This is a genomic window from Bacteroides sp. BFG-606 (assembly GCF_024788145.1).
Classification (GTDB): Bacteria; Bacteroidota; Bacteroidia; order Bacteroidales; family Bacteroidaceae; genus Bacteroides; species Bacteroides vicugnae.
This window is the reverse complement of record NZ_JANUIL010000001.1, coordinates 218,005-232,515: the sequence shown is the minus strand read 5'-3', so window position 1 is coordinate 232,515 and position 14,511 is coordinate 218,005. Positions and strand designations below refer to the sequence as shown.

The window sequence follows — 14,511 nt, the reverse complement described above, 5'->3', positions numbered from 1 at the left end:
TATTCGACGAACGCCCTGATTTCTCATGACGAAATAAGTAATATGGGAGATTAACTTCATATAGCTATCCTTTGAAAACTCCCTCATCTGTACCTGTCAATATATAAAAAAGTGTATCTGTTCTCGTCTTTCTTTTTTGCTTTACTTTGCAGTGTTGTTTTAATCTCCTAATATACTTAAAGGTTATGAAGTTGAATTTTGCTAAAAGAATGTCTTATATAAAGGCTTCGGAAATAAGAGAGATATTAAAAGTGACTGAACAGGAAGATGTGATTTCGTTTGCCGGTGGTCTGCCTGCTCCGGAACTTTTCCCAATAGATGAAATCAATAAGATTAATCAGATTGTATTGAAAGAAGCAGGTACAAAAGCACTTCAATATACCACAACGGAAGGTTATGCTCCTTTGCGGGAATGGATTGCCAACCGGATGAACGGGCGTTTGGGCACGGCTTTCGATAAAGACAATATTTTGATAACCCATGGTTCGCAACAAGGATTGGACTTGTCTGGAAAAGTTTTTTTAGACGAAGGAGATGTCGTGCTTTGTGAAAGCCCGACCTATTTGGCTGCGATTAGCGCATTCAAAGCGTATGGGTGTAGCTTCATTGAAATTCCCACGGATGAGGAAGGGATGATGATGGACGTTTTGGAAGATGTTTTGAGTAACACTCCGCATATAAAACTGATATATGCGATACCTACCTTTCAGAATCCTACAGGAAAAACGTGGAGTCTGGAAAGACGCAGGAAATTGGCTGAATTATCTGCCAAATACAGTGTTGCAGTTATTGAGGATAATCCGTATGGCGAGTTAAGGTTTGAGGGAGAACCTTTGCCCTCTATAAAGTCTTTTGATGAGGCTGGAAATATCTTGTGTACAGGCAGTTTTTCGAAAATATTCTGTCCCGGCTTTCGGATTGGCTGGATTGCGGGGGATAAAGATATTATCCGCAAATATGTATTAGTCAAGCAAGGTACGGATTTACAATGTAACACTATTGCCCAGATGACCATTGCCGAATATCTGAAGCGGTATGATATTGATAAACATATTGCAAAAATAGTCGAAGTATATAGAAAGCGCAGGAATGTTGCGATTGAAAGTATAGAACGTTGTTTTCCGGATACAATAAAGTTTACTCGTCCCGAAGGCGGACTATTTACCTGGATAGAACTTCCTGTGGGGATTTCAGCACGCGATGTTTTAGTCAGAAGTCTGGAGAAAAAGATTGCTTTTGTTCCGGGAGGTTCTTTTTATCCGAATGGCAACAAGGAAAATACGCTTAGAATAAACTACTCCAATATGCCTGAAGAAAAAATAGAGAAAGGGCTGAAGACTCTCGGAGAGGTGGTAAAGGAGTATATCCGCCAATCAGAATGATTCTTTGATAATGTTTCCTAAAACCTGCAAGCGTTCTTCGATAAAAGGACTCCATTGCTGACCGAAACTCAAACGCATACAGTTTTTGTACTGGTCGTGCAGTGTAAACATGCGTCCGGGAGCAATGCTGATCTTGTGTTGCATGGCTTTGTAATATAATTCTGTGGTATCAATCTTTTTGTTTAGTTCCACCCAAAGCATGAAACCTCCCTGCGGAGTTATGATTTTAGTGTCTTCGGGGAAATAGTAGGTAATAGATTGTGCCAGATGAAGACTGTTGGAATGTAATTCATGGCGCAACCTGCGTAAATGATTCTCATACCTGCCGTTTTCCATAAAGTTGGCAATGGCCTCCTGATTGAGGGTAGGAGTGGATATTAAATGAATATGTTTTTGGCGAATAACAGCATCCTTAAATTTACCGGGGGCAATCCAGCCTACCCGGTAACCGGGAGCTAATGTCTTTGACACAGAGCCACACCATAACACAAGTCCCTTTTCATCGAAAGCTTTGCATGGCTTAGGGCGTGAATGTCCGAAGAATACATCACCGTATAAATCATCTTCAATCAGAGGAATATTATATTCAGCCAACATCTGCACTACCTCTTTTTTATGCTCATCGGGCATACAACTTCCCAGTGGATTACTGAAATTACTGATAAGCAGGCATAGATTAATCTGCGGTAATACTTTTCTTAAAGCATCGGGCTCAATACCTGTTACAGGGTTGGTGGGCAGTTCCAACACCCGGAGTCCCATGCTGTTGGCCAACTGCAATATGCCGAAATAAACAGGACTTTCAACAGCTATCGTATCTCCTTTTCGGGCAATAACAGATAATGCTAAAGAGATAGAATTGGTCACTCCCGTGGTAGTGACAATATCATCTTCAGTCAGATTTCCATTCCAGCTATATGCAAAACGGGCAATATAGTTTCTTAACCGAATATTTCCCTGCGGGTCTTCATACCTGGTACCGTTTCCCGGAAGTGAATACATTGCCTTGATTAATTCCTTATTGAGCTTTGCAATAGGCAATAGAACGTCTTCCGGTATTCCCAGTGAGAAACGGGTGATGGACAAATCTTCGATGGAATGATATACTTCCATGATTAAGTCGGCCTCTTCCTTTCCTAAAGATTGAGTTGCAGGTTGTGTTGTTGCCGGAGCAGACAAATTTAATGGTTTATAATTGACAATGTACCCTGATTTGGGGCGGGAGATGATAAATCCTTCCTTTTCCAGTTCATAATATACCTGGATTGCCGTGTTTAAACTCACGCCATATTCATTGCTGATAGTACGTAAAGAAGGTAATTTCTCGCCTGCTTTCCATATACCTGTTTTTATTTGCCAAGCGATAGTGCCGGCTATCTTTTGATATAGGATTTCTCTTTTCATGTTTATTCAGTCTCCGGCAAAGATACAAAAATGATGTCTGCATCTGTTGTGTTTGATCTATTTTGTGGGGTACTTCAGGGTATAAGAACTCATTTTTCGCTATGCTATTTTTAGTTGTTCTCCTTGAATACAATATCTTTTTCGTTGCCTAATGAGTTTTCGTTTGACTTAAGTTGAACGAAAACTGGAATGTATATTCGATAGTTATTGATAGTAAGGAAAGAAATAACTAGATGAAGTAAATATTCATAATAGTGGCATTTCTATTCTCGTCACCTGTTCTTCTTCGGGTATGTTGGGATTACTGTAATAATATTCTATGGATGTTCCCGAAGGTTTGTAACCGTTGTTTTTTATCCATTCCATCATTTCATTGTACAGGACAGCCAGTTCACTGTAAGTTCCTCTATGCAGACAGGAAGCTATTTTTCTTTCCGGTATCGTAATAGATCGTATATTCCCTTCACCCTGTAACTCTCTGGATGATTTTAGACCAATAATCATTTTTATATTGTGCTCAGTCAGGCTCTCAAAGTCGGGATACTCAACGTAAGGAATATCAGTAGTGACTTCGCCTTGTGCCTTAAATAAAGAGTCTATTTTTACGAAGTTCTTCCCGATAGCCTCCGACATTCCGTTCATATCCGTGTGTACTTCAACAGCCAAAGCGGATTGCTCCGGTTGTTTCAATAGCATGATTTCTGAAATCTTTCCCATAATACATTGTTTTTAGAGTGTTGATAATTTCTTATTTCTTTGTGACCGGAATATAAATGTCGGTCATTAATTCTGTTCTAAGAGTAGAATAGGGACGGTTCATATACATCTCAAAGCTAAAGGTACTTTGAGGGCGATATTTACTTTCCGGAAACCACTTTTCATAAATAGTCCGGTATAACTTATGCAACAAAGAGTAGTCTCCGATATGTCTGAATACAGCATAACGTCCACCGGGAACTTCCATCACTTCCGGTTGCGAATCATTTTCAGTGGCATCGATTGTCACCCCGAGATAGAAGCGGCATTTATTCATGGGAGTTATGGACGGGTCATCCATACTAAGGCTGACAAACTTATAATTCAACTTTTCTTCATTATGCTGCTTGGCGTAATTGGCCAGTCTGTTCCATATTAATTTGTATCGGAGCTCATCTTTGTATTTTTCACCAACCTCGATACAAAATACTTTCATTGGCAGAATCGACCGGATTTCAGGAGTGATAACCGCATGTTGCTCATCATACATCGGCTTGTACTTCTCTCTATATTGAGAGCTCGATACGCCAAAATGTTTTTTGAAGGCTTTGGCTAGACTAAATTTGGTCTGATAGTTTGTCTGTTCCGAAATCTGATTTAATGTAAACTCGGTGGATACTAACAAATGTGCTATTTGTTCGAGACGTAAACGCTGTATGTAGCTTCCGATATTTTCTCCGGCAACAGTTTGAAACACTCTTCTGAAGTGATATTTGGAAAGTCCGCTTATCGTGCTAAGCATGTCTGTATTCAAAGTCTCGAATAAATGATTATTGATATAAACGATTATATCCTGAATCTTCTGGTGATGGATATTACAGGTTTCCAGCTTCTGTTTCCACCGTTTCAGATGGGGTAACCGTTCGTTGAGGATGTGCCTAAGTTCCTCCGGCGAATAAGCAGTACCTGCATATTCATTGTACTTGTCGGTGTATTTTATCCAGATATTAATCATTTCCGACATCGGAATGTCAACGATATATTTTCCGTCTTTCAGACAGTAATAGCAATATTCATCACTTCGCGAACCGTCGGAGTTAGTACCCAGATATTTCTCTACATCAAAGCGGAGAGGCATCCCGCAACTTTGACAATATCTCTTATTTATTTCTGATTCAATCATCGGTTTGGTTTTCGTTTGATAGATAGGAGCCGCTCTATATCATTAAATAAAGAAGTATCTTTTAACTCGAACATAAGCCACTTCCCATCATGGAAAGTGGTCGTCTCATCATATATCTTTTGAGTCGCATTGGAGAACATTTCTCGCATGGATTCGAATTTAGTGCGTTCATCTTTACCTAAAATAACCATGAACCCAATCGTTTGCTCTTTGGCGTATAGGGCACATAGAGTTTTTCCGCCTCTGCGATATTTGTATTCGTAGGTCCATTTTTTTCCTCCATGATTCCACATTTGTTCCATATTGTACTTCTGTTCGATAAGTTGGCGAAGTGAAGTCCATAGATCATAAAGTTCCTTACCAGTCAAGGCTTCCAGAGTTTTGGGAGTTGGGATTTGAAAAGTTTTTTTCATGGCATTCCGTATTAACTTTTGATTATCTACATCACAAAGGTAGACTGAATTTCTAATAGATCGTTGTCCAATATAGGCATTTTAGGCAGTGCAACTGAACAAACTGTCCCGAAATTAATTTATTTTGTAGAAGTGGGATATTGATGTATTCCCTTTATCTTTGCATTAATTTAAAACAAAGCAAAATTTGAAGAAAATGAAAACAATGCTATTAGCGGTAGGCACTCTGTGCCTCATGGCAGGTTGCTCGTCGAAAGTGAGCAGTTCTAAAGGAATTGTAAGTGATGCAACCATGAATACGGTAACGATTGTCACGGATAAAAATGATACTCTTTCATTCAGTACGATGGATGCGAATAAAGAAGAAGTCGACGGTTTACTTCTGAATGATACGCTGGAAGTGTTTTATACAGGAAAATATACACCGGGGATGCCGGCTTCCAAACTAGTTCAGTATCCGCAATCTCCGCTTGTGGGAGGTGACCGGGATGAACATGGCTGTATCGGCTCTGCCGGATACGTATGGTGTGAAGTGCAAAAAGACTGTATCCGCTTATTTGAGAAAGGGATTCGTACAGAAGCGGTGGATGGCAGCGGCATTTCAGCTTTCATTGTCTTTGGTCCCGATTCTACACAGCTGGAACTTTTCTTCTCCAATAATCAGCCCAATGAAATATTGGAAAGGCGTGGACTGCTTTCTGGAGGTTATGCATGGAACGTGGAAGACGATGATACGAAAAATGTACGCTTGATAGATGGCTTGTGGACAATCAGCCAAAGAGATAAATTGATTTATAGCCAGAAGGCCGGGAGCTGATTTAAAAAGCTCCGGTATTCTGTAGATTTGTTTATAGTGTCATATTTCTGGCCGTCAATGTAGCATAGACATTTTCTGCGTATTGTCTTCCTATGGGGATTACAATCCGGCATCCGGTCAGGTTTATTTCCCGTTTAGAGAACCGTTCCACCTTATTAACCGGAATGATATAGGAGCGGTGCGTACGTAGAAAAGACTTTTCGGGTAACATCTCCTGAATACTTTTCAGACTTGTGCGCGATAATATATAGTTGCCGTTTATACGGAATATTTTCGTATAATTCTCCATTGCTTCGATATAAAGAATATCGGAGATAGGGATGGATATGTTATTGTATTCTTGTTTGATTATGATGTTTTCCGGTACTTTATGCTGGCGTGCTTCAATAAGGACAATCGCTTTCTCAACAGCTTTTTCAAATCGTTCATAAGCAAAGGGTTTATGCAGGAAATCCACGGCATCGAGGTCGAAGCCATCCAGTGCATACTGTGCATGGGCTGTCGTAAAAATAAGGCAACTTTCGGGAGGAAGCGCATGGGCAATATCCAGTCCGTTGGTACTGTTCATTTCAATATCCAGAAAGACCAGATCAGGTTTGCACCGGGCTATTTCTCGCAGTCCGGTCAGCGGTTCGCTGAAAGTAGTAAGTTCCAGTCCTCCTTTTCGTTCGCAAAACTGGCTGATGATGAGCAATGCAATCGGTTCGTCGTCAATAGCGATACAAGTAAGCTTTTTCATCGTAGTTGAATGTTAAGATAGGTTTTGAAACATCCGTTTTCTTCTTTTGTAATCAATGCAAAGCGGCTGGGATAAAGAAGCTCCAGTCGTTTACGGCAATTGTCTATTCCGATGGCATGAGGATTTTTGTGGTTCTTCTTCATAATCATATTCTCGGTTTCAAAGTTTAGCAGTCCCTCCTTTACAATGATACGAATAAGAATTGTACAGTCCGTGTCGGACGAAACGCCGTATTTGAAACTGTTCTCGACAAAAGTAATGAGAATCATCGGAGGAATCTGTATCTGTTCGTCATCCATCTCGGTTTCAAATACCACTTTCGTATGCTTGTTTAAACGCAAAGATTGCAGGTCAACGTATTGGCGTATATATTCTACTTCATTGTTTATGGAAATCAGATCTGAAGTAGTCTGGGCATACATATATTTCAGAATATTGGAAAATTTGATAAAGGCGGATTCTGTTTTGTCCGACTTCGTAAGTACCAGCCCGTAGAGAGCATTTAATGTATTGAAAAGGAAGTGCGGATTGATTTGTGCCTTGTAGAGAGCCAGCTCCGCCTTGTTCTTTTCTGCTTCAATCTCCTGTTTGGAAAGAATTTGCCGGAAAAGTTCAAAGATCAGTTCTATGGAAAGGCTGAACCCCGTCACTACCAGAAAAAAGAACCACACAGTCTGTGCCCGCATATGTTGCCGGGTTTTATGCATTATCGGATCTATATTGTCGGGTTCCGGTGGATATGGAAAGTGGGTTAGCAACCATGTGATGAAGATAAGCGATAGCATGAGCAGTAAGATATGTCCGAACTTCCGTTGCATGAAAAGCATCGGTAGTTTCACTTTACGGTAGATGAAGTACAGACCGTAAAGATAGGCAATCAGGGTCAGCATAAAGACCGTGTGGTGTACAATCCATTTGTCTACCGGCACTAGCATGATGATGGGCGGCATGATTACCAGACAGAAAAGCAAGTCGATGTAAACAGGTATATTAGTACGTTTCATATTCTTCTCATTGCTCGTTTAACTCCCGGAAGTATATTTTCTCACTTCTTTGCAAAGATAAAAGATTGTTCTGAAACCCCAAGCATTCCCTTTTGTCGTTCGTCATCATATTCTTGCCGTTCGTCACTACATTCTTATTTTATTGTTTGATAATTCTTAGATTTGGTCAGTCGCGTTTTTTATGGAATAATGGGTTATAAATCATTAACAATCATTTAAATATAGCTACAATGAAACAACTAATCATTTTTGCCTTGGTTTGTTTGCCTCTGTTATGTGCTTGTGGAGGTTCGCAACAGAAAAAGGCAGAGGCCACGTACAAAACACTTACCGTAACACAAAGTGACCAGATTTTAAAATCCGATTATACAGCTACGTTACGAGGGCGGCAGTATGTTGAAATTCGTCCGCAGGTGAGTGGCATTATTACCGGAATATGTATCAATGAAGGGGATCCTGTCCATAAAGGGCAGACACTTTTCATTATCGACCAGGTTCCTTATAAAGCAGCGTTGGAAACAGCAGTTGCCAATGTAAAAAGCGCGGAAGCCAAGCTTGCCACTGCTAAATTGACAGCAGATAGTAAAGCTGAACTTTACAAAGAACAGATTGTGTCCGAATTCGATCTGCAAACAGCCCGTAATGAACAAGCGGCGGCAGAAGCGGCATTGGCACAGGCTAAGGCACAGGAAGTGAATGCGCGCAATGACCTTTCTTATACCGAAGTGAAAAGTCCGGTGAACGGAGTCGCCAGCATGATTCCTTATCGGGTAGGGGCGTTGGTGAGCAGCAGTATCACCGAGCCGTTAGTCACTGTTTCGGACGACAGCGAAGTATACGCCTATTTCTCCATGACGGAGAATCAGATACTCGACTTTGTACAACAATATGGCTCACTTAAAAAAGCGATAGAAAACATGGACGAAGTGGAACTGACTATGAGCAATGGAAAAACCTATTCCCATACCGGAAAGGTAGACGCTATCAGCGGTACGGTGGATGAAGGAACCGGTGCTGTTGGACTGCGGGCTGTTTTTGCCAACCCCGACCAGTTCCTGCGTAACGGTGGAAGTGGTAAAGTAGTAGTTCCTACTATAAAGAAAGGATGTATCATTATTCCGCAAGCGGCTACTTACGAATTGCAGAATCGTATATTTGTATATAAAGTGGTCGACGGTAAAGCGAAATCAACCCCGGTAGAAGTGTTCCGGTTGAATAACGGTACTGAATATATCGTTGAAACAGGACTTGAGCCGGGTGATGTTATTATAGCCGAAGGTGCCGGACTGGTGCGTGAGGGAACAGTAATCAAGAGTGATCCGACTAAAGAATAAGATGCCGTTATGAAAATCAGAACATTTATAGACCGGCCTATTCTCGCAGGAGTAATTTCGGTCGTTTTTCTTATCATCGGATTGATAGGACTTTCGCAGCTTCCTGTTGAACAGTTTCCTGAAATTGCACCTCCTACCGTCAGTGTTTCCGCTACCTATACCGGTGCTAATGCGGAAACAGTACAGAAGAGTGTAGTCGTGCCATTGGAAGAAGCGCTCAACGGGGTAGAGAACATGATGTACATGACCTCTTCCTCTACCAATAACGGTTCAGCGAGAATCACCATTTACTTCCGTCAAGGGACCGACCCCGATATGGCGACAGTTAATGTGCAGAACCGTATTGCTACGGCACAAGGATTATTACCGGCAGAAGTCACTCGCAGCGGTATCACCGTCCGTAAGCGCCAGACAAGTAATATCAAAGCATTGGCATTGTATAGCCCCGACAACACGTTCGATGAAAGCTTTCTGAATAACTATCTGAAAATCAATATCGAACCCCGTCTTTCACGTATTGCCGGTGTGGGTGAGGTGAATGTGATGGGAGCGGACTATTCGTTGCGTATCTGGCTCGATCCTGCCAAGATGGCTAAATATGGATTGGTTCCGTCCGACATCACGACGGTACTTGACGAACAGAATCTGGAAGCCCCTACGGGAACGCTTGGCGCCGAATCGAAGAATACTTTTCAGTATGTATTGAAATATCGCGGACGTTATGAAGAAGAAAAGGATTATGGCAATCTGGTAATCCGTTCGCAGGCAGGAGGCGAGGTGCTACGGCTGAAAGATGTGGCACGTATCGAATTGGGTGCCAACTCTTATACATACATCGGTGAAGTGAACGGGCATCCCGGTTCCAACTGTATGATTGCGCAGACTTCCGGTTCGAACGCCAATGAGATTATTAAGGAAATAGATAAGGTGACAGCAGAGATTGCTCAAGGATTGCCTAAAGGAATGGAGCTGGTAGACCTGATGAGTTCGAAAGATTTTTTGGATGCATCCATTAAGAATGTGATCAAAACCTTGATTGAAGCCATTCTGTTAGTGGTACTTGTGGTTTACGTTTTCCTGCAAAATTTGCGGTCTACGTTTATTCCGGCCATTTCTATCATCGTTTCCCTTGTGGGTACTTTTGCTTTTCTCTATGCCGCAGGTTTCAGTCTGAATATGTTGACGTTGTTTGCACTGGTGTTGGTTATCGGAACGGTGGTGGATGATGCTATTGTTGTGGTGGAGGCGGTGCAGGCAAAGTTCGATGAAGGATATAAATCGGCTTACCGGGCCACCATTGATGCCATGGGGGGCATTACCTCGGCACTGGTAACTACCACCTTTGTCTTCATGGCGGTATTTATTCCCGTATGTTTTATGGGAGGAACTACCGGAACGTTCTACACCCAGTTCGGACTGACCATGGCTGTTGCCGTAGCAATATCTCTAATTAACGCGTTAACTTTAAGTCCCGCTCTCTGCGCACTGATAATGACACCGCACATGGAGGCTGCGAAAGGGGAGAAGTTGAGTTTCTCATCCCGTTTCCACATGGCATTTGATAGTGCTTTTCATCGGTTGGTACTGAAATACAAGAGTGGCGTATTTTTCATGTTGAAGCGTAAATGGCTGGCAGGAGCATTGTTGTTAGTCGCTTGTGCGGGATTGTTCCTTCTGATGAAAACCACCAAGACCGGGTTGGTTCCTCAAGAGGATATGGGAACTATCTTTGTAGATGTGCGTACTTCACCCGGAAACAGTCTGGAAGAAACCAAATGTGTAATGGACGAAATAGATAAGCGTATTCATGACATACCGCAAGTCAGAATGTTTTCTAAAGTGACGGGTAACGGTATGATAAGCGGTCAGGGAGCATCGAACGGTATGTTTATCGTCCGTCTGAAACCGTGGGATGAACGTACGGAAAAGGAAGACGGTATCAATGCTGTTATTAACGAGATTTACCGGCGTACGGATGACATTTCTTCTGCGCAAATTATGGCCTTTGCACAACCGATGATTCCCGGGTATGGGGTAAGTAGTGGTTTTGAAATTTATATCCAGGACCAGAAAGGCGGTTCGGTAGAAGATTTGCTGAAATACACCCGTCAGATGATTGACGCGTTGAATGCCCGGCCTGAAATCGGACGTGCTTCGACTTCGTTCGATACAAAATATCCTCAATTTCTGGTAGAAGTGGATGCCGCCCTTTGTAAGCGGAATGGAGTGTCACCTTCGGATGTATTGAGTACTTTGTCCGGCTATATCGGTGGTAACTATGCATCCAATATGAACCGTTTCTCCAAACTTTACCGTGTAATGGTGCAGGCTTCACCGGAATTCCGTTTGGATACCGAAGCATTGAATAATATGTTTGTCCGCAATTCCAACGGAGAGATGTCTCCTGTCAGTCAGTATCTTACTTTGACACGAGTCTACGGTGCAGAGTCGCTGACGCGTTTCAATCTGTTCTCTGCCATCTCCGTCAATGGTGCTCCGGCAGATGGTTACAGTTCCGGACAAGCTATTCAGGTGGTACGTGAAGTTGCGGAACAAGTGTTGCCGGCAGGTTATGGCTTTGAGTTCGGAGGTATGTCACGTGAAGAATCCTCCACAGGGAATACCACCACACTGGTATTTATCATCTGTGTAGTCTTTATCTATCTTATTCTTTGTGCGCTCTACGAAAGTTTGTTCATTCCGATTGCGGTGATTCTTTCTGTACCATTCGGACTTGCCGGAAGTTTCCTTTTTGCCAAGATGTTCGGACTGGAGAATAATATATATTTACAGACAGGTTTGATTATGCTGATCGGCTTGTTGTCGAAGACAGCTATTCTGCTTACGGAATATGCTTCCGAACGCCGCCGTCAGGGAATGACAATCACACAAGCGGCTGTTTCGGCTGCACAAGTCCGTCTGCGTCCAATTCTGATGACTTCTCTTACGATGATATTCGGTATGCTACCGATGATGTTTGCATCGGGAGTAGGAGCAAACGGTAATATTTCCATCGGTGTAGGAACCGTAGGTGGAATGTTGATCGGTACGGTTGCTCTGTTGTTTATCGTACCTGTATTGTTTATCGTATTCCAGTATCTTCAGGAAAAACTGATGCCGGCACGTAAACCGGAAGAGTTGGAGAATCTTTAATTGTTGAAGTGTATGAAAAAGATAATAATATGTTTATTCCTGTCGGCCGGATTGAGCGGTTGTCATGTGTACCGGACTTATGAACGTCCGGATATGACGGTTACCGACAGTCTTTACCGACAGCTGGTGGTTGCAGCGGATACCGCTTCCATTGCTTCCCTTTCGTGGAAGGAACTGTTTACCGACCCGCAACTGCAACAACTGATTGAAACGGGTATCGCGAATAATACCGATTTGAATATCGCCCGTTTGAAAGTGAAAGAAGCAGAAGCATTACTGCTTTCTTCCAAGTTGGCTTATCTGCCTTCTGTATCGCTCACTCCGCAAGGAACATTGAGTAGCGTGGATGGTTCGAAAACCTCCAAGACCTATGATCTGGCAGCATCGGCAGACTGGGAACTGGATATTTTCGGAAAGTTGACCAATGCCAAACGAGGAGCCAAAGCCGCCCTCGAACAGAGTGAAGCCTATAGGCAAGCGGTACAGACACAACTGGTAGCAACGATTGCCAATAGTTACTATACCCTGTTGATGCTTGATAAGCAATTGGATATCACCCGTCGCACGGCTGAAACATGGGATGAGAACCTGCGTGCAATGAAAGCATTGAAAAGAGCCGGGCAAACGACGGAAATGGCTGTTGCCCAAACAGAAGCGAGCAAGCTATCGGTAGATGCCTCCGTACTTTCTATTGAACAGCAAATCAGTGAAATGGAGAATTCTCTTTCCGCTCTGTTGGGTATGGCTCCGCAGTTGATAACACGTTCTACGCTTGACAACCAGCGTTTCCCGGAATCCCTTTCAACCGGAGTGCCGTTGCAACTGTTGCACCGTCGTCCGGATATTCGTCAAAAGGAAGCTGAACTGGCTGGGGCTTTTTATGCAACGAATCAGGCACGTTCTGCTTTTTATCCCTCTATCATGTTGAGTGGTTCCGCAGGATGGACAAACTCGGCAGGTGGCGCTGTAACCAATCCCGGACAGTGGTTGCTTTCCGCTGTCGGCTCATTGGTTCAGCCACTTTTCAATCGCGGGCAGAATATTGCTAATCTGAAAGTAGCGAAAGCACAACAGGAAGAGGCGTTACTCACCTTCCGCCAAAGTTTGCTTGATGCAGGAACGGAAGTAAACGATGCGTTGGTGCAATGGCAGAAGGCGCAAGGCCGTTTGGCACTCTCCAAACAGCAGGTCACTTCGCTTCAGTCCGCGGTGCGTAGTTCCGAACTGTTGATGCGGCACAGTTCGCAAAACTACCTGGAAGTACTTACTGCTCGTCAGACTCTGTTGCAGGCGGAATTATCCGTCGCTTCCAATCGTTTTGATGAAATACAGGGAGTTATTAATCTTTATCATGCATTGGGAGGAGGATACTGATTGATAGTAGATGGATTAAAATAAAATTGTTAGTAAGTTGATATCAAAGATGCTGAATATATAAACTTCCATCATAATCTTTGTATTTAGCATCTTTGTATATATCAACCAGTTGATTACTGTAATCAAGGATTATATCTGTGGAGGTTTGGGATAAATTGGTCGCCAGAATACCACTTCCCAAAATGCCGGGATTACATAATACACTGTCTTTCCTTATTGAATTCATGGTAAGCTCTACACCTGTGTAATCTTTGATGCCGGCCTTTTCCAGACTGGATGTAATATAGTTGTCCAAAGATGCTTTATCATCTCCGGTCATGAATCCATACCATAATAAACACTTCATTCCTAATAGAGTAGCCTGTATCAGGACATCGAGATAGGTTACTCCAGAATCTCCTTTCTTGTCTATTTCGTAAGGATCGATATGGATGAAAGAGGATGTGGGAAGTGAAGGCAGTAGCTCTATGGTACCTCTCGAAGAGTCGGCATGATGTATCTCTACAGAGGCACTTGATCCGATTTGTTTGGCATAGGTACCCACATTCTCCAGTGCACTCTTTTCTAAATCAAAGAATACAAACCTTTTTGCTTGCTTCCCTAATACATTCATAGCCAAGGCAGGTGAACCTAAATAATTTCCTTTTGCCATCTCTCCGCTTTCCAGTTGGTAATATATAGAATCTTTTAGAGATGGGGTCTCATCTGCTTTCTCCAGGAAATGATAGATGCCATATTGCTGCTCCGGGGTTTGTGTCATCGGATAGATGGCACATGCCGAATTGGTCTCTACATATACTTGCGGAGTTTCATTCTTGAGTACTTCACAGAGTATCAGATGTTTCAAGACATCGGGTTGTTTTGCGAAATGAGTGTAAGTTGCCATATCGGTGTATTTAGGAATTAACCAATTCATGAATCGAAGTCGCACCAATAGCTTCGGAATTTGGCATGGTGCTTCCTTTCTTTAAATGTTCTTTGTGAATTACATAATTCTACAAATATAAAC

At 42.6% G+C, this 14,511-nt stretch carries 12 protein-coding genes; 5 read left to right on the top strand and 7 right to left on the bottom strand.

The annotated features are described in order from the left end of the window. Positions 1–185 precede the first annotated feature (185 nt). Positions 186–1,382, top strand: coding sequence for a PLP-dependent aminotransferase family protein (locus NXV01_RS00890; RefSeq protein WP_258978455.1), 1,197 nt, complete (start codon positions 186–188; stop codon positions 1,380–1,382). Here NXV01_RS00890 and NXV01_RS00885 read toward each other — a convergent pair. From NXV01_RS00885 to NXV01_RS00870, 4 genes are all read right to left on the bottom strand, one after another. Next, positions 1,374–2,786: a PLP-dependent aminotransferase family protein gene (locus NXV01_RS00885; protein ID WP_258978454.1), complete on the bottom strand. Its 1,413-nt coding sequence runs from the start codon at positions 2,784–2,786 to the stop codon at positions 1,374–1,376. The two genes, NXV01_RS00890 and NXV01_RS00885, sit on opposite strands and share 9 nt — an antisense overlap. A gap of 246 nt (positions 2,787–3,032) precedes the next feature. Next, positions 3,033–3,503, bottom strand: a complete 471-nt coding sequence (locus NXV01_RS00880; RefSeq protein WP_074557540.1) for a GyrI-like domain-containing protein — start codon at positions 3,501–3,503, stop codon at positions 3,033–3,035. 31 nt (positions 3,504–3,534) lie between these two features. Further along, positions 3,535–4,665 carry a GyrI-like domain-containing protein gene (locus NXV01_RS00875; protein WP_259021547.1) on the bottom strand — a complete coding sequence of 377 codons (1,131 nt, stop codon included), beginning with the start codon at positions 4,663–4,665 and terminating at the stop codon, positions 3,535–3,537. After that, the gene (locus NXV01_RS00870; protein WP_258978452.1) at positions 4,662–5,078 is read right to left on the bottom strand and encodes a DUF3788 domain-containing protein; all 417 of its coding nucleotides are present in this window, start codon (positions 5,076–5,078) and stop codon (positions 4,662–4,664) included. The genes NXV01_RS00875 and NXV01_RS00870 overlap by 4 nt, the downstream gene beginning before the upstream one ends. Before the next feature lie 196 nt (positions 5,079–5,274). On the opposite strand from NXV01_RS00870, the gene NXV01_RS00865 reads away from it, so the two are divergent. Continuing rightward, a complete protein-coding gene (locus NXV01_RS00865; protein ID WP_259021546.1) occupies positions 5,275–5,895 on the top strand; it encodes a hypothetical protein in 621 nt (206 codons plus the stop codon). Positions 5,896–5,926: 31 nt separating this feature from the next. Here the strand turns inward: NXV01_RS00865 and NXV01_RS00860 are convergent, their stop codons facing one another. Both NXV01_RS00860 and NXV01_RS00855 read right to left on the bottom strand, forming a co-directional pair. Then, positions 5,927–6,634: a LytTR family DNA-binding domain-containing protein gene (locus NXV01_RS00860; protein WP_259021545.1), complete on the bottom strand. Its 708-nt coding sequence runs from the start codon at positions 6,632–6,634 to the stop codon at positions 5,927–5,929. Then, positions 6,631–7,638 (bottom strand): sensor histidine kinase, encoded by a 1,008-nt coding sequence (locus NXV01_RS00855; RefSeq protein ID WP_259021544.1) that lies wholly within the window; start codon positions 7,636–7,638, stop codon positions 6,631–6,633. The genes NXV01_RS00860 and NXV01_RS00855 overlap by 4 nt, the downstream gene beginning before the upstream one ends. A gap of 230 nt (positions 7,639–7,868) precedes the next feature. On the opposite strand from NXV01_RS00855, the gene NXV01_RS00850 reads away from it, so the two are divergent. From NXV01_RS00850 to NXV01_RS00840, 3 genes are read left to right on the top strand one after another with little or no spacing between them, the layout of a single operon-like run. Beyond that, entirely contained in the window at positions 7,869–8,972 is a 1,104-nt protein-coding gene (locus NXV01_RS00850; RefSeq protein WP_148365765.1) for an efflux RND transporter periplasmic adaptor subunit, read from the top strand. Positions 8,973–8,981: 9 nt separating this feature from the next. Continuing rightward, entirely contained in the window at positions 8,982–12,125 is a 3,144-nt protein-coding gene (locus NXV01_RS00845; RefSeq protein ID WP_259021543.1) for an efflux RND transporter permease subunit, read from the top strand. Positions 12,126–12,137: 12 nt separating this feature from the next. Then, on the top strand, positions 12,138–13,499 hold the full coding sequence (locus NXV01_RS00840; protein WP_259021542.1) for an efflux transporter outer membrane subunit: 1,362 nt from the start codon (positions 12,138–12,140) through the stop codon (positions 13,497–13,499). A 43-nt stretch (positions 13,500–13,542) separates the two neighbouring features. Here NXV01_RS00840 and NXV01_RS00835 read toward each other — a convergent pair whose 3' ends face one another. Further along, complete coding sequence (locus tag NXV01_RS00835; protein WP_259023412.1) at positions 13,543–14,388, bottom strand: hypothetical protein; 846 nt, start codon at positions 14,386–14,388, stop codon at positions 13,543–13,545. Positions 14,389–14,511: the final 123 nt, after the last annotated feature.